Origin of the sequence: Halomonas gemina (assembly GCF_023554995.1) — a bacterium.
Taxonomy (GTDB): Bacteria; Pseudomonadota; Gammaproteobacteria; order Pseudomonadales; family Halomonadaceae; genus Halomonas; species Halomonas gemina.
Window position 1 is genome coordinate 354,786 of the sequence record NZ_JAMJPK010000001.1, and the last position, 16,572, is coordinate 371,357.

The following is a 16,572-nucleotide window of genomic DNA, read 5'->3' on the forward strand; positions in this document are numbered from 1 at the left end:
CTCCCCGTTGTCGGCAAGGCCTGCGGCCCGGACTCGTGTCCGGGCCGCTCTCGTCTGGGCGGCGGCAAGTGGGCTGTCGAAAAACTGACCATTCCGGGCCAGGCCCCCTGGTCGCCCGCCCGGGATGCCCTTCAATGGGGATGATGCACAGCGTTATCCACAGATTCTGTGGATGAACGGGCTCAGGAGAGCTCGCAGCGCGTGTGGTGGGGCAACAGGAGCTCGGCGGCACGCTCCTGGTTGGCGCTAACCTGCTTCTGGACGAGAGCGAGCCCGCCGAGCCCGATGCGATGCTCGTCGCCTTCGGCGAAGGCCAGGCGCCTCGAGCTGGTGGCATAGAAGCGGTAGTCGAGCAGCGGCGAGACGGGAAAGAGGCCATGGTGGCGGTCGCTGCTGCCGGTGAGGCCGGCCTGACGCAGCTGGTCGTCCAGCACGACGATGTCGTGACCCAGGCGCTGGCAGTCGAAGCCGGCGTGATGCATCCGTGGCCCCATCACCGCGAGCCATCCGGCCAGGGGATGGGCCTGGTGCAGGGCCTGATAGGTGGCCCAGTCAGGCATCGGCCAGGGGCGGCCGTGGCAGAGCAGCGCCTGGCTGCGGGCCTCGCGCGGGTCGGCGTTGCCGACCAGCTGCTGCAGGCGCTCACGGGGCTGGCGCGACAGGGTGCCGAGCTGGAGTTCGGCGAGCACTACCCAGGCCCCGTCGTCCGGAGCGGTGAGCAGGGTGGCCAGCAGGCCGCGATCGGCCATGGCGTAGCGCTGGTGCGGCCGATAGCCGTAGCGTGCCAGGGTCGGCAGCAGGGCCTCCATGGCCCAGGGGCCATGGTTCAGGGTCAGGAGCGCCAGGTACTCCGCCGGCGCCTCCAAGGGCCAGAGCCGCAGTCCTCCCACGTCCGGATGCTGGTGGATATAGTCCAGCCACAGCTGCTGGACGAACTCGTCCCGTTGCATCGTGCCTTGTCCCTCTGTCGAGATGCCCTGTGCGCCTGCACGCCGCAGTATAGGCAGCGGGTCCGCTGCGGCATTCAACGCGGGGAAGACGTTCGTGGTGGCGCGCTCATCCCGAGCCGAGGCAGGCTCGGATGCCGTCGCCGTAGAGCGCGCCGCTGACCAGCCGCAACGCCGGGGCGTTGCCGATGCGCTCCACCACGCCGCGCAGCCGGCACTCCGCCTCCTCGTAGAGCCCGAACTTGAGGGTCGCCGAGCCGGCATTGAGCACCAGGACCCGGCTCATGGGGCGGCCCCTTCACCCTGACGGCGCACCAGCAGCTGGGCCAGGGCGGCGGAGGCCAGCCGCGTGTCCACGTCGTCGGCGCGGCTGGTGAGCATGATCGGCACCCGGGCGCCCGCCACCAGGCCCGCGGCCTGGGCGCCGGCCAGGTGGATCAGCAGCTTGGCGATCATGTTGGCGGCCTCGAGGTCCGGGGCAATCAGGATGTCGGCCTGGCCGGCCACGAGGGAGTCGAGCCCCTTCTGGCGGGCGGCGCTCAGGGAGACGGCGTTGTCGATGGCCAGCGGGCCGTCGAGCACGCCGCCCTGGATCTGGCCACGCTCGGCCATCTTGCACAGCGCTGCGGCCTCGATGGTGGAGGGCAGGGTAGCGCGTACCGTCTCCACCGCCGAGAGCACGGCCACCCGGGGGCGGTCGATGCCGATGGCCCGGGCCAGGTCGATGGCGTTCTGGATGATGTCGGCCTTGGTGGCCAGGTCCGGCGTGATGTGCAGCGCGGCGTCGGAGATCAGCAGCGGCCGCGGGTAGCTGGGGACGTCGAGGGCATAGACATGGCTCATCTGGCGTTCGGTTCGCAGCCCCGCCTGCCGGGCGACCGCCGCACTCATCAGCTCGTCGGTATGCAGGGCCCCCTTCATCAATGCCTCCGCCTCCCCGTCGGCGGCCAGGCGTACGGCCCGCTCCGCCGAGGCATGGCTGTGGGGCGTGTCGATCAGCCGCAACGCCTCGAGGGTCTCGCCGAGCTCCGCGGCGGTGGCCTCGATGCGGGCCCGGGGGCCGACCAGCAGCGGCTCGATCAGCCCCTCGCGCCAGGCGGCCAGGGCACCGGCCAGCGACGGCGCGTCACAGGGGTGGACCACCGCGGTACGCAGCGGTGACAGGTCGCGGGTGGCCTCGATGAGCCGGCGGTGCTGGGCGCCGGTCTGGTGCCAGTGGCGGTCGGGGTCGGATGCGGTGAGGGGATGGTCCATGGTCGGCTCCGGGGCAGGGGGACTGCTCCAAGGGTAGCACCGCGGCAAACGACGACGCCGCCACCCGGGTGGGCGGCGGCGTCGGGGGCGTTGGGCTGGCGGCTCAGCCGGAGACGGTCAGCAGGGCCTGGTCACGCACGTAGCGGTCGAACTCGGTGAAGCCGCCGACATGGGCCTGGTCGACGAAGATCTGCGGCACGGTATGCACCGGCTTGCCGATGGTCTTCTCCAGGTCGGCCTTGGAGATGCCTTCGGCATGGATATCGACGTAGCGGTGACCCTCGATGGCGCCGGCACTCTCGAGCCGGGCGGCGAGGGCCTTGGCACGGTCGCAGAAGGGGCAGGCGGGGCGACCGAAGATGACGACGAACATGCAGTGACTCCTTGCACGGCAGGGTGCGTGAAGAGGGATTCGGGGAAAAAATCGCCGCTAGTGTGACGCAGCAGGCGACGATTCGCCAATAGTCGCCCTCTGATGCGGTGATGGCGCCCCGCTATCGCGGCATTCAGGGCTCGACCTCCCCGGCGTCGGCCCGGCGCAGCAGGTCGCCGAGCGCGGCATGCAGGCCGGGACTGGTCACCAGCAGGTTCTCGCCGTAGAGGTCCTCGGGAATTCCAGCCGGGCCGGGATAGAGGTGCCCGGTGCGGGCGCCCGCTTCCCGGGCGATCAGCCAGCCGGCGGCGCAATCCCAGGGGGAGACGCTCTCGTAGTAGGCATCCAGTCGGCCGCAGGCCACGTCACACAGGTCCAGGGCCGCCGAGCCGTTGCGACGCACGTCCTGACAGTGGGCCAGCACGGCGCTGAGGCGACGCATCAGCGGCGGCCGGCTATCGCGGCGGTAGGGGAAGCCGGTGCCGACCAGGGCGTGGGCGATCTCGGTGGTGCGGCTGGCATGTATCGCCTCGCCGTTGCACCGGGCGCCCTGGCCGTCGAGTGCGGTGAAGGTCTCGCCCAGGAAGGGCGCATGTACCACCCCCAGGCGGGTGCGGCCCTGGCTGGCCCAGCCGATGGACACCGCCACATGGCGCAGGCCATGGGCGAAGTTGACCGTGCCGTCGATGGGATCCACCACCCATAGCGCCCGGGGGCTGGCCAGCGCCGTCCGGTCCGGGGCCAGCTCCTCGCTGAGGCGCGCCTCACCGGCGAAGTGCTCCTCGAGGCGCTCGCCGATGCGCGTATCCACCTCGACATCGGTATCGGTGACCAGCTCGTGGCCATGCTTGTAGCGATGGCCGAAGACCTGGCGCTCACGGGCCTCGACGATCATCCGGCCGGCCTCGTGGGCGATGTCGACGGCGATCTCCAGTCGCTGGGCGGGGGTCATGGTGGCTCCTCGGCAGGGAATCGGCCCTTCATGCTAGCAGCTCGCCATGCCCCTGCCGAATGCCTGGTGCGAAGGTAACAGTGCGGCGGCTATACTGGCGCCCCGTCGCCCTGGAGGACACCATGCAGGCACTGACTGCCGACCAGTATGCCCGGCTGCGCCAGCTGGCCGAGGCCTGGCGCCACTGCCACCTGAAGGCCGCCAAGCGCGAGCCCCGCTTCAACCCGCGGCTGGGCGTGGATGCCCTCTGCTTCCAGCCTCACCCGCTCGAGGACGGTCGCCGCGGGTTGCTCGGGGCCCTGATCACGCCCGTCTCGCTCTCGCTGGCCCTGGTGCTCGACGAAGCGTCCGTGTCGCGGCCCGCAGCGACGCACTTGACGCTGGCACTGCCCTCCGGCCGCTATCCCTTCGTGCTCGAACCCCTGGGCGAGGCCGACTGGTGGTGGCGCTGCGAGCTGCTCGACGACCTCTCCGACGTCGGCTCCCTGCAGGCCGGCAGCCGTCTCGCCCAGCAGCTGATGGAGCGGGTCATGACGCCGGATCCACCGACCTCCTGAGCGGATGACGCGCTGCGTCATCCGCCTTATGCTGGTGGCGGAGATCGACAATCCCACCCCGGGCCCCTGAGGGGCCTGCCCGGCGCCCTCACGGCCCGGTTCACAGGACAGAGGAGTCACGCATGACCGCCAACGCTTCCACCCCCCGCATCGCCCTGGTCACCGGCACCAGCAGCGGCATCGGCGAGGCCGTGGTCCGCCACTTCTGCGAGCAGGGCCACCAGGTGCTGGCCGTGGACTTCAACCCGGCAGGCAAGGAGGTCGCCGAGCAGGCGGGTGCCGCCTTCTTCGAGGCCGACCTGACCGACGGCGAGGCCTGCAAGGCGGCGGTGGCCGAGGTGATCAAGCGCTTCGGACGTGTCGACATCCTGGTCAACAACGCCGGCATCCAGCACGTCTCGCCCATCGAGGAGTTCCCCGAAGCCAAGTGGCGCCAGATCATCGACCTGATGCTCACCGCGCCCTTCCTGCTCACCCAGGCTGCCTGGCCTTCCATGCGCGAGAACGGCTGGGGGCGCATCGTCAACATCGCCTCGGTTCATGCCCAGGTGGCCTCGCCGGGCAAGTCGGCCTACATCAGTGCCAAGCACGGCATGATCGGCCTGACCAAGACCGCGGCGCTGGAGGGCGGCAGCCAGGGCATCACCGCCAATGCCATCTGTCCCGCCTACGTCAAGACGCCGCTGGTGGACAACCAGATCGCCGACCAGGCCAAGATGCACGGCATGGAGGAGCAGGAGGTGATCGAGCAGATCATGCTCAAGAATGCGGCCGTGAAGCGCCTTATCGAACCCCAGGAGGTGGCCGAACTGGTCGGCTACCTGGCCTCCGACCTCGCCGGGGCCGTCACCGGGGCCAGCTGGAATATCGACCTGGGGTGGACGGCCCAATAAGCGCCGAGCTACAAGCGCCAAGCTACAAGCAAACCCCGAGGCCGTGGCCTCGGGGTTTGCTTTTTTGGGAGCAACACACACTGATGGCCGCTTGCAGCGTTAGCGCCGCACCGGTCGCTTCTGCAGCTTGCGCTGCAGGGTGCGGCGGTGCATTCCCAGCGCCCGGGCGGTGGCGGAGATGTTGCCGTCGTGCTCCTGCAGCACCTTCTGGATGTGCTCCCAGGTGATGCGGTTGATTGACGGCGGATTGTCGGCCACCTCGGTCTCCGGGTCGCCCTCCGCCCGCGACAGCGCCATCAGCACCTCGTCGGCATCCGCCGGCTTGCAGAGGTAGTTCACCGCTCCCAGCTTGATCGCCTCCACCGCGGTGGCGATGCTCGAGTAGCCGGTCAGCACCACCACCCGGCACTCCGGCACGATCTCCAGCAGTTCCGGCAGCAGCTTCAGTCCCGATTCGTGTTCCAGCTTGAGGTCCAGGGTGGCCAGCTGGGGCTGGTGGCGTCGCGCCAGGGAGAGGGCCTGGGCGGCGTCATGGGCCACCAGCACCTCGAAGCCCCGGCGGCTCAGCGCACGATTGAGCACGTGGCAGAACATCTCGTCGTCGTCGATGATCAGCAGGCGTTCGGCGGTCTCTTGCATGTTGTCCTCGCAGGGGGTCACGGGGTCCGGCAACCGTCGTGGGTCAGGGCTCGGGCTGGCTGCGTGGCAGGGTCACCTCGGTCAGGGTGCCGCCCTCGGGGTGATTGTACAGGCTCACGCCGCCCCCGAAGCGGTTGATGGTGGCGTGGGTCAGGAAGAGGCCGATGCCCAGCCCCTTGCTCTTGGTGGAGACGAAGGTCTCGCCCAGCTGGTCGGCGATGGACATCGCCACCCCGGGGCCGTGGTCGCGGATGTCGATGATCACCTCGTCGCCGTTCCAGTCGAGTCGGATGGTGACGTCGTCCGGGTTGGCGTCGGCGGCGTTGTTGAGCAGGTTGGTCAGTGCCTGGTCGAGGGTGGCATCCACCGCCAGCCAGGGGTGGCCACGTCGCTCGGCGACCTCCAGGTGGTGGCTGACATCGGGGCGCAGCACCAGCCAGCGCTGGACCACCCCGGCCAGCCAGACCTGGGCATCGTGGACTTCCGGCTCGGCCATGCGTCGGCGGTCGGCACTCTCCACCAGGTGGCGCAGCCGCGACTTGCAGGTATCGACCTGCTGGCGCAGCAGCTCGATGTCGCGGAGCAATGCCGGCTGCTCCCTGGCGTCCTCGCGCATCTCGCTGAGCAGCACCGCCATGGTGGAGAGCGGCGTGCCCAGCTCGTGGGCGGTCCCCGCCGCCTGGGTGGCCACGGCCAGCACCTGCTCGTTGCGCAGGGCGGCCTCGCGGGTGCGCGAGAGCGCCTGGTCGCGACTGCGCAGGGCGCGGGCCATCTTGTAGATGAAGAAGGTGACCAGTCCCGCCGAGAGGGCGAAGTTGAGCCACATGCCCAGCACGTGAAGGCTGAGGCTCGCCCCGCCGTGGCCCTGGGCGAATTGCGGTACCGGCTGATAGGCCACCATCAGGAAGCTGTAGGCCGCCATGGAGGCGGCGGCGATCACCCAGGCATGCCGCCAGGGGAGGGTCGCCGCGGCGATGGTGACCGGCACCAGGTAGTAGTTGATGAAGGGGTTGTGGGAGCCGCCGGTGAAATAGAAGAGTAATGTCAGACCCGTCACGTCGATCAGCAGGTGGACCAGGTACTCGCCGTGGGTCACCGCTCGCGGGCGGCCCATGCGCCACCAGGTGGCGATGTTGATTCCCCCCATGGCGACGATCACCGCGATCACCGCGGGCACCTCCAGCGAGAAGCCCAGCAGCTCGATGCCGAAGATGATCGCGGCCAGGAAGCCGGTCCAGGTGATGCCGCGCACGATGGTCAGCCGCACCAGGTTGCGGTTGGGCGTGGAGAGTGGCAGGGGCAGGGCGGCTGGCATGGTGACTCCGTGGGATGCGTTGGCCCGATGATACCCGATTCGCAGGACGCTGGGCCCGGGCTGTCCCCCCTGAGGCACAGTGTCGCCCGTCGCCCTGGGGCGCGGACAACTCCCTGCCGATGGCGGTATATTGGGGACTATTGATATTACCATTGGAACTTGGTTCGATGCTTAGACGCCTGCTTCCCCTGCTGATCCTGGTCCTCGGCGTGGCGGCCTTCCTGTGGCTGCGGGCCACCCGGCCGGAGAGTGCCAGCGTCACCCCGGAGGAGCGCAGCTGGCGGGTCGAGACCCTGGTCGCCATGCCCGGTCGTCATGCCCCGGTCCTGCCGCTCTATGGCGAGGTGACGGCCCCCGAGATGCTCACCGTCACCGCGCCGCTGGCCGGACGGATCGCCGAGCGGCCGGTGCGCGAGGGGCAGCGGGTCGCCCGTGGCGAGCGGCTGGTGGCCCTGGACGAGGCAGACGTCCGCCCGCCGCTGGCGCAGGCCGAGGCCGAGGTGGCCGATCGCCGGGCCCAGCTGGCGAGCGAGCGGGTGCGCCACGACAGCGACCTCTCCACCCTGGAGCGCGAGCGGGAGCTGCTCGCAACCGCCAATCGCCAGCTCGAGCGCACCCGCTCCCTGGTGGGGCGCAACCTCGCCTCCCAGTCTGACCTGGATGCGGCCCGCAACGAGCTGGCCCGGGCCCGGGTGACGGTGGCGGCCCGGGAGCGCGCCATCGCCGAGCACCCCGCCCGCCTCGAGGGCCTGGAGGCCGGCCTGGCGCGTGCCTCGGCCGCCCTGGCCGCCGCGCGTCGCGATGCCGAACGCAGCCGCGTCGAGGCACCCTTCGACGGCATCGTCACGCGCATCCGGGTGGCCCCGGGCGATCAGGTGGCCGCCCGCAGCGAGCTGCTCAGCGTCTATCCCGAGGAGGGGCTGGAGCTGCGGGCACTCATCCCCCGGCGTCACCAGGCCGAGCTGCTCGATGCCCTGGCCGGTGACGTGCCGCTCGAGGCCAGTGGCGAGTACGGCTCCCGCTTCGTGCTTGTCGGGCTGGCGGGGGAGAGTGACCCCGCCGGCACCGAGGCGATCTTCCGCCTCGCGGCCGGCGGGGCCGAGTTGCGTCCCGGCAGCCTGCTGGCCGTGTCGCTGGGAAGGCCCCCGGTGCCCGATAGCGTACCGGTGCCCGACAGCGCCCTCTATGGCAACGATGCCCTCTACCTGATGGACGACGCGGGCCGGATGCGTCGCCTGACGGTGACCCGTCATGGCGAGGTCCTCCGCGATGACGGGGAGCGCTGGGCGCTGGTCAGCGGCGAGGCCCTCGGTGAGGGCGACCGGGTGATCACCACCCACCTGCCCAATGCCATCCAGGGCCTGAGGGTCGAGGCCGCCGAGACCGGCGACGGGGAGCGGCCATGAGCCGTCGGCGCGGCCTGATCGGCTTCTTCGTCCACCATCGGGTCGCGGCCAACCTGGTCATGCTGGTGATGCTGCTCGGCGGGGTGCTGGGCCTGTCGCGCATGAACATCCAGTTCTTCCCCAGCTTCGCCCTGGACGTGGTGAGCGTGCGCACGGTGTGGAGCGGCGCCTCGGCGGAGGACATCGAGCAGGGCATCACCGTGCCCCTCGAGCAGCGCCTGCGCAGCCTCGATGGTCTCAAGCGGATGACCTCCACCTCGGCCCAGGGGGTCTCCAGCATCACCCTGGAGTTCACCGAGGGCAGCGACCCGGTCCTGGCCCTGGACGACGTCCGCCAGCAGGTCGACGAGTTCACCAGCCTGCCGGCCGATGCCGAGGCGCCGCGGGTCGCCCGGGCCGCCCGCTACGAGCCGGTAGCCCGGCTGCTGCTGCATGGCGACGTGAGCCACGAGGCGTTGCGTCACCTGGCCAACCGCTTCGAGGACGAGCTGCTGCAGCGCGGCATCGACCGGGTGGAGATCAGTGGCCTGCCCGAGCAGCAGATCAGCATCGAGGTACCCGCGGAACGCCTCCAGGGGCTGCAGCTGAGCCTTGCCCAGATCGCCGAGCGGGTCGAGGGCATGTCCCGGGACCTGCCGGCGGGGCTGCTCGGCCAGCAGGACAGCACCCGCGAGCTGCGTGCCGTGGAGCAGCGCCGCGATGAGCAGGCCTTCGCCGACCTGCCGGTGCTCAGTGGTGAGCGAGTACAATTGCGGCTGGGCGACATCGCCACCATTCGCCAGGAGTCCCGCGAGCAGCAGGTGACCCTGAGCCGAGATGGCGCCCCGGCGGTGGAGCTGATGCTGCAGCGAAGCGAGGATGGCCACTCCCTGGAGGCGGCCGAGGTGCTGGAGAGCTGGCTGGCAGAGACCCGTCCCCAGCTGCCGCCCACGGTGGAGCTCGAGGTCCATGACGAGACCTGGCAGCTGATCGCCGACCGTATCGGGCTACTGATCAGCAACGGCCTCGGTGGCCTGCTGCTGGTGCTGCTGCTGCTCTACTTCTTCCTGCCCGCCCGGGTGGCGCTATGGGTGGCCATCGGCATTCCCACCGCCTTCATGGCCGCCATGGCGGTGTTCTGGGGGATTGGCGGGTCGATCAACATGATGTCGCTGTTCGCGCTGATCATGGCCCTGGGGGTGATCGTCGACGACGCCATCGTGGTGGGCGAGGATGCCGACGCCCACTTTCGACTGGGCGAGCCTGCCCGGCACGCCTCCGAAGGGGCGGCCAAGCGCATGTTCTGGCCGGTGCTGGCCTCGTCGCTGACCACGGTGGCCGCCTTCATGCCGCTGCTGCTGGTGGGGGGCGTGATCGGCAACATCCTCGGCGATATCCCGGTGATCATGATCTGCGTGCTCATCGCCTCGCTGCTGGAGTGTTTCGTGGTGCTGCCGGCCCACCTGCGCAATGCCTTCGTGCCGGGCCGGACGCCGCGGCGCCACCCGCCCTCGCGCCCGCGCGAGCGCTTCGAGGCGGCCTTCGAGCACTTCCGCGAGGGGCCCTTCCGGCGCTTCTCGGCGCTGACCCTGCGCCACCGCGCCGCCACCCTGGCCTCGGCCGCGGCGGTGGTGCTCTTCACCCTGGGCCTGCTGGCCGGCGGGCGCCTGGCGTTCAACTTCTTCCCCACGCCCGAGCCCAACGTGCTCTACGCCAATGCCAGCTTCGTGTCAGGCACCGACAGCGCGCGCGTCGATGAGTTGCTTTCGCACATGCAGGCGGCCCTGGAGGAGACCGAGGAGGCCCTGGGGGGCGACCTGGTGCAGCACGTCGTGACCCGCCACGGGGCGACGCTCGCCAGCGGCAGGCAGGCGCGCAGCGGCGACAACCTCGGCTCGATGATGGTGGAGCTCACCCCCTCCGACGACCGCGACGTGCGCAATGCCGAGTTCATCCGCGCCTGGCGCTCGCGGCTGGCCGAGCCGGCGGGGCTGGAGAACCTGACCATCAACGAGCGTGCCGCGGGCCCGCCGGGCAAGGACGTCAATATCCGCCTGACCGGCGAGGAGGCGGGCGCCCTCAAGGCCGCCGCCGAGTCGCTCTCCCGTTCGCTGCGCGAGCTGCCCGGCGTGCTCGACACCGAGGACGACATGCCCTGGGGACGCGAACAGCTGATCTACCGCGTCAACGCCCAGGGCGAGGCCCTCGGGCTGACCACCGCCGACCTCGGCCGGCAGCTCCGGGATGCCTTCGACGGCCGGCTGGTACAGATCTACCAGGACGGCGCCGACGAGATCGAGGTGAGGGTGCTGCTGCCCCGGGCACAGCGCGAGCGCCTCTCGACCCTGTCGCGGCTCAGCGTGCGCGTCCCCGACGGGCGCTTCGTGCCACTCGACCAGATCATGGCCCTCGACCATCGCCAGGGTTTCGAGGCGCTGCGCCATGCCGACGGTCGCCTGGCGGTGGAGGTCACCGCTGAGCTCGACACCGAGACGACCTCCGCCGAGCGCGTGCTCGATGCCGTCTCCGCCGAGGTGCTGCCGAGCCTGGCCAGCACCCACCGCCTGCGCTACAGCTTCGAGGGGCGCGCCGCCGACCAGCGCGAGACCTTCGCCGACATGCGCACCGGGCTGATGATCGGCCTGGGGTTGATGTACGTGGTGCTGGCCTGGGTCTTCGCCTCCTGGAGCCTGCCGCTGATCGTCATGGCGATCATCCCGCTGGCGCTGGTCGGGGCCCTGCTGGGGCACTGGCTGCTGGGCCTCGACCTGACCATGCTCTCGCTGTTCGGGCTGTTCGGCCTCTCGGGCATCGTGGTCAACAATGCCATCATCCTGGTGGCCTTCTACCGCCACCAGCGTCATCAGGGGCTGGCCATCGAGGCGGCGCTCAACGAGGCGGTGGTGCAGCGCGTCCGCGCCGTTCTGCTCACCTCGCTGACGACCATCGGCGGACTGCTGCCGCTGCTCTTCGAGACCTCGCTGCAGGCGCAGTTCCTCATCCCCATGGCGGTCTCCATCGCCTTCGGCCTGGCCTTCTCGACCCTGCTGGTGCTCGCCGTGATCCCGGTGCTGCTCAGCTACCTGGAGCGGCTGCGCGAGCGACTCGGCCGCAGTGAAGACGTGCCCGATGAGCAGCAGGCATGAGGCTGTCGACCCGCGCCGCCGGGGCTAGACTTCGAGGGTAGGCCCCGATGCGTTCACCTGGAGGTGGCTGTCATGACGACCCCCCTTGCCTGTGTCCGTGAGCTCGCCCAGCGACTGGACGGCCGCGCCAGCGACCATGACGCCCTGCTGGAGCGGGTCGGCGAGCGCCCCTTCGTGCTGCTCGGCGAGGCCTCCCACGGCACGGCCGAGTTCTATCGCCTGCGCGCGGAGATCAGCCGTCGGCTGATCGAGGAGAAGGGCTTCGAGGCGGTGCTGGTGGAGGCCGACTGGCCCGATGCCCTGCGTCTCGACCGCCACGTGCGTGGCGCGGGCGAGGACTCCCTGGACGAGGCCTTCGCGGACTTCCAGCGTTTCCCCCACTGGATGTGGTGCAACCATGAGGTGCGCGACTTCATCGCCTGGCTGCGTCGGCACAACGCCCGCCAGCCGTTGGCGCAGAAGGCCGGCTTTTACGGGATGGACCTCTACAGCCTGCACCGCTCGGCCGAGGCGGTGATCGACTACCTGGCAGGCGTTGACCCCGAGCAGGCCGAGGTGGCCCGCCGCGGCTATGCCTGTCTCGACCATCGCGGCGATCCCTTCCACTACGGGCGCAACGTGGCTTTCGGCCTGAGCCCCTCCTGCGAGCGGGCTTCCGTGGGCCTGCAGGTCCGGCTGATGGAGCGTGCCGCCGCCTACCTGGAGGCGGATGGGCGCCGGGCCGTCGACGAGCAGTTCTTCGCCGAGCAGAACGCCCGGGTGGTGGTCAATGCCGAGGCCTACTACCGGGCCATGTTCGGCGCCCGGGTGGATACCTGGAACCTGCGCGACGACCACATGACCGAGACCCTCGCCGAGCTGCATGACCACCTGCGCCGACAGGGGGGACGTGGCAAGGTGGTGGTGTGGGCCCACAACTCCCACCTGGGCGACGCTCGGGCCACCGAGATGGGCTGGCGCCAAGGGCAGCACAACGTCGGCCAGCTGGCGCGCCGACGGTTCGGGGACGAGCAGGTGATGCTGGTGGGCTTCACCACCCATACCGGCCATGTCACGGCCGCCCGCGACTGGGACGGGCCCGCCGAGCACCGTTGGGTACGCCCCTCGCTAGAGGGCAGCGTCGAGCGGCTCTTCCACCACAGTGGGCTCGACCGCTTCTTCCTGCCCCTTTCGCCGGCGCGGGCCGAGCCCCTCTCGGCCAGCCTTCTGGAGCGGGCGATCGGGGTGATCTATCGCCCGGAGACCGAGCGTGCCAGCCACTATTTCCTCACCTGCCTGGCCGAGCAGTTCGATGCGCTCTACCACCTGGACGAGACCACCGCCGTCGAGCCGCTGGAGCCGGGACCCGGCTGGCAGCGCGAGGCCATCCCTGATACCTACCCCTTCGGCGTCTGAGGCGCTTGGCGCGGGGGGCGTCAAGGGTGTTCTTCGGAGGGAGAGCCGGCGGGCAGCGACGGCTTCATCGCCGGGAACTCGTCGGCGGTCAGCGTCTCCCGCTCGAGCAGCAGGGCGGCGCCAGCCTCGAGGTCCTGGCGACGGGCGGCCAGGGTCTCCCGGGCGAGGGTGTAGGCCTCGTCGACCAGCTGGCGCACGGCGAGGTCGATCTCCCGCGCGGTGGCCTCGGCGTAGTCATGTCGCTGGCTGGTGCCGTAGACGTCACCCAGAAAGGCCTGGCGGTCCTTCTCGTAGACCACCTGGCCGGCCTCGTCCGCCATGCCGAAGCGGGTCGCCATGTCACGGGCGATCTCGGTGACCTTGGCCAGGTCGTCGGCGGCGCCGGTGGAGATCTCGTCGAAGATTAGCCGTTCGGCGGCGCGGCCGCCCATCAGCACGGCCATGCGGTATTTCAGGTCGCTGACGGTCTGCAGGAAGCGGTCCTCGGTGGGCCGCTGGATGGTGTAGCCCAGTGCGCCGACGCCGCGGGGGATGATCGAGACCTTGTGCACAGGGTCCATGCCCGGCAGGGAGGCGGCCACCAGGGCGTGACCCATCTCGTGGTGGGCGACGACGGTGCGTTCGTGGTCGTTGAGCAGGCGGCTCTTCTTCTCGAGGCCCGCGACGATGCGCTCGATGGCGTTGGTGAAGTCCTCCATGGCCACCTCCTCGCTGTCCCGGCGGGTGGCGAGCAGGGCGGCCTCGTTGACCAGATTGGCGAGGTCGGCCCCGGTGAAGCCGGGGGTCAGCGAGGCGATATGGTCAAGGTCCACGTCGGCGGCCAGCGAGCGGATCCGGCCGATGTGCACCTCGAGGATCTGCAGGCGTCCCTTGCGTTCGGGGCGGTCGACCAGCACCTGGCGGTCGAAGCGGCCGGCACGCAGCAGGGCCGGGTCGAGGATCTCCGGCCGGTTGGTGGCGGCCAGCAGCACGATGCCCGTGGAGGGGTCGAAGCCGTCGAGCTCGGCGAGCAGCTGGTTGAGGGTCTGCTCCTTCTCGTCCTGGCCGCTCATCACGCTCGGTCCCCGGGCGCGGCCCAGGGCATCGAGCTCGTCGATGAAGATGATGCACGGCTTGGCCTTGCCGGCCTGCTCGAAGAGGTCGCGGACCCGCGCGGCCCCGACTCCGACGAACATCTCGACGAACTCCGAGCCGGAAATGGAGAAGAAGGGCACCCCGGCTTCCCCCGCCACGGCCCGCGCCAGCAGCGTCTTGCCGGTACCCGGTGGGCCGACCAGCAGGATGCCCTTGGGGATATGGGCACCCAGCCGGCCGTAGCGCTCGGGGTCGCGCAGGAAGGCCACCACCTCCTGGAGCTCGCTCTTGGCCTCGTCGACCCCGGCGACATCCTCGAAGGTCACCTTGGTGGAAGTCTCCACGTAGACCTTGGCCTTGGACTTGCCGATGGACATCATCCCGCCGATCCCGCCGCCACCGGTCATCCGGCGGATCAGCAACGACCAGATCGCGAACAACAGCACCAGCGGCAGGAACCAGGAGAGCAGGACGGTCAGGAAGGGGCTCTTCGGCCTGCCGTTGAAGGTGACGTCATGCTGCGCCAGCTGGTCGGCCAGGTCAGGCGCGACGCGATTGGTGGTGAAGGCGGTGCGGCCGTCGGGCTGAGGGGCGGTGAAGGTGCCGGTGATTCGGTCGTCGCCGACCTGCACCTCGGCGATCCGACCCTCCTCCAGCAGCCGGGTGAATTCCGAGTAGGGGATGGGTTCGGTGGTCTGCCAGTTCTGGTATACGTTCTGGAAGGTCAGGAAGAGCATCACGGCGATGATCGCGTAGATCACGTTGAAGCGGTGATTGGGTTCCATGCCGGCTCCTCGTCCCATGGCCGTGGCGGAGGGCACCGTGATGCCCCGATGATGGCCTTCAGTGTAGGTCACGCCCGGCAGGCGGGGTGGTCCCGGAACATGCCGGCCCTTGAAGTCGGGCATCGACCGCAGCACTTAAGGGGAAGACGCAATGACAACATGGCACGCGAAGGAGATCCCATGAGCACCTCGACACTGCCCAATCCCGGCCTCGGTACCTTCCGCCTCAAGGGCGACACCCTCAAGCGGGTGATCCACGAAGCGCTGGCGCTGGGGTTCCGCCACATCGACACCGCCCAGATGTACGACAACGAGCAGGACGTGGGTGCCGCCCTCGCCGAGAGCGAGGTGCCCCGGGAGGATCTCTTCCTCACCACCAAGGTGTGGCACGACCGCCTCGCGCCCGCGTCCCTCAAGGCCAGCGTCCGGGAGAGCCTGGAGAAGCTCGGCACCGATTACGTCGACCTGCTGCTGATCCACTGGCCCTCGCCGGACGACGCCGTGCCCATGGCCGACTACCTGACGGCCCTGCGCGAGGTGCAGCAGGCCGGCCAGGCCCGCCACATCGGCGTCTCCAACTTCACCAACGCCCAGCTCGACCGAGCCCTGGAGATCCTCGGCCCGGAGGCGCTGCTGACCAACCAGGTCGAGGTCCACCCCTTCCTGCAGAACCGTGCGGTGGTCGAGCACTGCCAGGCGCGCGGCCTGACCGTGACCGGCTACATGCCGCTGGCCGTGGGCAGGGTGCTGGAGGATGCGACCCTGAAGCGTATCGCCGAGACCCATGGCGCGACGCCGGCCCAGGTGGCCCTGGCCTGGACCCGGGCCCGCGGGGTGGTGACCATCCCGTCCTCCACGAAGCGGGATCACTTGGCGGGCAACCTGGCGGCCCTCGACCTCGAGCTCAGTGACGGTGAGCTCGAGGCCATCGCAGGCCTGGAACGCGACGAGCGCATCGCCGACCCGGACTTCGCCCCGGCATGGGACTGAGCCCCGCCCACCGTCCGCTGGTAGCCTGGCAAATGCCGGGGAGATCATCGCCGTAGGCGTTCGCTGGGCGGGGGGGGCCAGCAGGCGGCTAGACTGCAGGAATGTCCCGGCAGGCTTTCTGTCGTTCAGGCCGAAGAGGGTGGGTATGTCGCGTTCATTCACGGCGGTTGCTCTGGCACCGCGCCGGCGACCCGGGCTCGAGCGCTGGATACCTTCCTCGTGGCGATGCCGGCGTGCGAGCCGGCTGCTTTGCGCCATGCTGCTGCTGGCCGTTCCCCTCCCTGCGCCGGCGGCACCCGCTCTCCCCGATGCCAGGCCGCCCCCTTCCCTCGAGCCCCTGGTCAGGGAGTTGAGTGGCTGGCTCGCCGCGCGAACGGCCTACCGCGAACCACCGATACCCGGGATCCTGTTCGAGAGCCAGTCACGGCTTCAGCAGCGATGCTTTCCCGATTTCCCCGAGCCACTGGCCACCCTGCTCAAGGGGGCCTATGATCCTGCCGAGGGCATCCTCTACCTTGATATCGATTTCGATAGTGACGATCTGGTCGACCGGAGCTATCTGCTTCACGAGCTGGTCCACCATTTCCAGGTCCACAATCGGGAAGATACCGGCGTCCGGAGCCGGGGCCTCCTCGAGGGGGAAGCCTACCGGCTGCAACTGCGCTGGCTCGCCGAAGCAGGGGTCCAGGATCCCCTGGTGACGCTGGGTATCGATGAAAAGACCCTGCTCATCATCGAACGTTGCCCCAGATAGGGGGGCGAGTGCTGAGGCCGTGTCCACGGGCTGAACGGGATGCAGAGCCACGGGCTGACGCGGTATCATGTCGACCTTTCGAGATCCCATTCGAGTCCTGACCAGGCACCGCA

At 69.8% G+C, this 16,572-nt stretch carries 15 protein-coding genes; 7 read left to right on the top strand and 8 right to left on the bottom strand.

Features of this window, described 5'->3' with window-relative positions; all coding sequences use genetic code 11:
- Positions 1-182: 182 nt before the first annotated feature.
- From M8009_RS01775 to M8009_RS01795, 5 genes are all read right to left on the bottom strand, one after another.
- Positions 183-950, bottom strand: a complete 768-nt coding sequence (locus M8009_RS01775; protein WP_250059047.1) for a VOC family protein — start codon at positions 948-950, stop codon at positions 183-185.
- A gap of 106 nt (positions 951-1,056) precedes the next feature.
- On the bottom strand, positions 1,057-1,233 hold the full coding sequence (locus M8009_RS01780) for a hypothetical protein (RefSeq protein ID WP_250059048.1): 177 nt from the start codon (positions 1,231-1,233) through the stop codon (positions 1,057-1,059).
- Positions 1,230-2,201 (bottom strand): bifunctional enoyl-CoA hydratase/phosphate acetyltransferase, encoded by a 972-nt coding sequence (locus M8009_RS01785; protein ID WP_250059049.1) that lies wholly within the window; start codon positions 2,199-2,201, stop codon positions 1,230-1,232. Before M8009_RS01785 ends, M8009_RS01780 begins: the two co-directional genes overlap by 4 nt.
- A gap of 103 nt (positions 2,202-2,304) precedes the next feature.
- Positions 2,305-2,574 (bottom strand): GrxA family glutaredoxin, encoded by a 270-nt coding sequence (locus M8009_RS01790; RefSeq protein WP_250059050.1) that lies wholly within the window; start codon positions 2,572-2,574, stop codon positions 2,305-2,307.
- A gap of 133 nt (positions 2,575-2,707) precedes the next feature.
- Complete coding sequence (locus tag M8009_RS01795) at positions 2,708-3,526, bottom strand: inositol monophosphatase family protein (RefSeq protein ID WP_250059051.1); 819 nt, start codon at positions 3,524-3,526, stop codon at positions 2,708-2,710.
- A gap of 122 nt (positions 3,527-3,648) precedes the next feature.
- Here M8009_RS01795 and hybE point away from each other — a divergent pair, with 122 nt between their 5' ends.
- Both hybE and M8009_RS01805 read left to right on the top strand, forming a co-directional pair.
- Entirely contained in the window at positions 3,649-4,083 is a 435-nt protein-coding gene (gene hybE, locus M8009_RS01800; RefSeq protein ID WP_250059052.1) for a [NiFe]-hydrogenase assembly chaperone HybE, read from the top strand.
- 122 nt (positions 4,084-4,205) lie between these two features.
- Positions 4,206-4,976 (top strand): 3-hydroxybutyrate dehydrogenase, encoded by a 771-nt coding sequence (locus M8009_RS01805; RefSeq protein WP_250059053.1) that lies wholly within the window; start codon positions 4,206-4,208, stop codon positions 4,974-4,976.
- Between the two features lie 99 nt (positions 4,977-5,075).
- Here M8009_RS01805 and M8009_RS01810 read toward each other — a convergent pair whose 3' ends face one another.
- Both M8009_RS01810 and M8009_RS01815 read right to left on the bottom strand, forming a co-directional pair.
- Entirely contained in the window at positions 5,076-5,615 is a 540-nt protein-coding gene (locus M8009_RS01810) for a response regulator transcription factor (RefSeq protein ID WP_250059054.1), read from the bottom strand.
- Positions 5,616-5,658: 43 nt separating this feature from the next.
- On the bottom strand, positions 5,659-6,930 hold the full coding sequence (locus M8009_RS01815) for an ATP-binding protein (RefSeq protein ID WP_250059055.1): 1,272 nt from the start codon (positions 6,928-6,930) through the stop codon (positions 5,659-5,661).
- Positions 6,931-7,097: 167 nt separating this feature from the next.
- On the opposite strand from M8009_RS01815, the gene M8009_RS01820 reads away from it, so the two are divergent.
- The 3 genes from M8009_RS01820 (at position 7,098) to M8009_RS01830 (ending at position 12,856) form a co-directional block, all read left to right on the top strand.
- Complete coding sequence (locus M8009_RS01820; protein ID WP_250059056.1) at positions 7,098-8,336, top strand: efflux RND transporter periplasmic adaptor subunit; 1,239 nt, start codon at positions 7,098-7,100, stop codon at positions 8,334-8,336.
- Positions 8,333-11,461 carry an efflux RND transporter permease subunit gene (locus M8009_RS01825; RefSeq protein ID WP_250059057.1) on the top strand — a complete coding sequence of 1,043 codons (3,129 nt, stop codon included), beginning with the start codon at positions 8,333-8,335 and terminating at the stop codon, positions 11,459-11,461. Before M8009_RS01820 ends, M8009_RS01825 begins: the two co-directional genes overlap by 4 nt.
- 72 nt (positions 11,462-11,533) lie before the next feature.
- On the top strand, positions 11,534-12,856 hold the full coding sequence (locus tag M8009_RS01830) for an erythromycin esterase family protein (RefSeq protein WP_250059058.1): 1,323 nt from the start codon (positions 11,534-11,536) through the stop codon (positions 12,854-12,856).
- Between the two features lie 20 nt (positions 12,857-12,876).
- Here M8009_RS01830 and ftsH read toward each other — a convergent pair whose 3' ends face one another.
- Positions 12,877-14,715, bottom strand: coding sequence for an ATP-dependent zinc metalloprotease FtsH (gene ftsH, locus M8009_RS01835; protein WP_250059059.1), 1,839 nt, complete (start codon positions 14,713-14,715; stop codon positions 12,877-12,879).
- 180 nt (positions 14,716-14,895) lie between these two features.
- On the opposite strand from ftsH, the gene dkgB reads away from it, so the two are divergent.
- Together dkgB and M8009_RS01845 are read left to right on the top strand one after the other, a co-directional pair.
- Complete coding sequence (gene dkgB / locus M8009_RS01840; protein ID WP_250059060.1) at positions 14,896-15,705, top strand: 2,5-didehydrogluconate reductase DkgB; 810 nt, start codon at positions 14,896-14,898, stop codon at positions 15,703-15,705.
- 145 nt (positions 15,706-15,850) lie between these two features.
- Positions 15,851-16,459 (top strand): DUF6647 family protein, encoded by a 609-nt coding sequence (locus tag M8009_RS01845; RefSeq protein ID WP_250059061.1) that lies wholly within the window; start codon positions 15,851-15,853, stop codon positions 16,457-16,459.
- Positions 16,460-16,572: the final 113 nt, after the last annotated feature.

Excerpts from the sequence above, each read along its gene's own strand:
- M8009_RS01775 (WP_250059047.1), bottom strand. The coding sequence starts at position 950 with ATGCAACGGGACGAGTTCGTCCAGCAGCTGTGGCTGGACTATATCCAC.
- M8009_RS01780 (WP_250059048.1), bottom strand. The coding sequence starts at position 1,233 with ATGAGCCGGGTCCTGGTGCTCAATGCCGGCTCGGCGACCCTCAAGTTC.
- M8009_RS01785 (WP_250059049.1), bottom strand. The coding sequence starts at position 2,201 with ATGGACCATCCCCTCACCGCATCCGACCCCGACCGCCACTGGCACCAG.
- M8009_RS01790 (WP_250059050.1), bottom strand. The coding sequence starts at position 2,574 with ATGTTCGTCGTCATCTTCGGTCGCCCCGCCTGCCCCTTCTGCGACCGT.
- M8009_RS01795 (WP_250059051.1), bottom strand. The coding sequence starts at position 3,526 with ATGACCCCCGCCCAGCGACTGGAGATCGCCGTCGACATCGCCCACGAG.
- hybE (WP_250059052.1), top strand. The coding sequence starts at position 3,649 with ATGCAGGCACTGACTGCCGACCAGTATGCCCGGCTGCGCCAGCTGGCC.
- M8009_RS01805 (WP_250059053.1), top strand. The coding sequence starts at position 4,206 with ATGACCGCCAACGCTTCCACCCCCCGCATCGCCCTGGTCACCGGCACC.
- M8009_RS01810 (WP_250059054.1), bottom strand. The coding sequence starts at position 5,615 with ATGCAAGAGACCGCCGAACGCCTGCTGATCATCGACGACGACGAGATG.
- M8009_RS01815 (WP_250059055.1), bottom strand. The coding sequence starts at position 6,930 with ATGCCAGCCGCCCTGCCCCTGCCACTCTCCACGCCCAACCGCAACCTG.
- M8009_RS01820 (WP_250059056.1), top strand. The coding sequence starts at position 7,098 with ATGCTTAGACGCCTGCTTCCCCTGCTGATCCTGGTCCTCGGCGTGGCG.
- M8009_RS01825 (WP_250059057.1), top strand. The coding sequence starts at position 8,333 with ATGAGCCGTCGGCGCGGCCTGATCGGCTTCTTCGTCCACCATCGGGTC.
- M8009_RS01830 (WP_250059058.1), top strand. The coding sequence starts at position 11,534 with ATGACGACCCCCCTTGCCTGTGTCCGTGAGCTCGCCCAGCGACTGGAC.
- ftsH (WP_250059059.1), bottom strand. The coding sequence starts at position 14,715 with ATGGAACCCAATCACCGCTTCAACGTGATCTACGCGATCATCGCCGTG.
- dkgB (WP_250059060.1), top strand. The coding sequence starts at position 14,896 with ATGAGCACCTCGACACTGCCCAATCCCGGCCTCGGTACCTTCCGCCTC.
- M8009_RS01845 (WP_250059061.1), top strand. The coding sequence starts at position 15,851 with ATGTCGCGTTCATTCACGGCGGTTGCTCTGGCACCGCGCCGGCGACCC.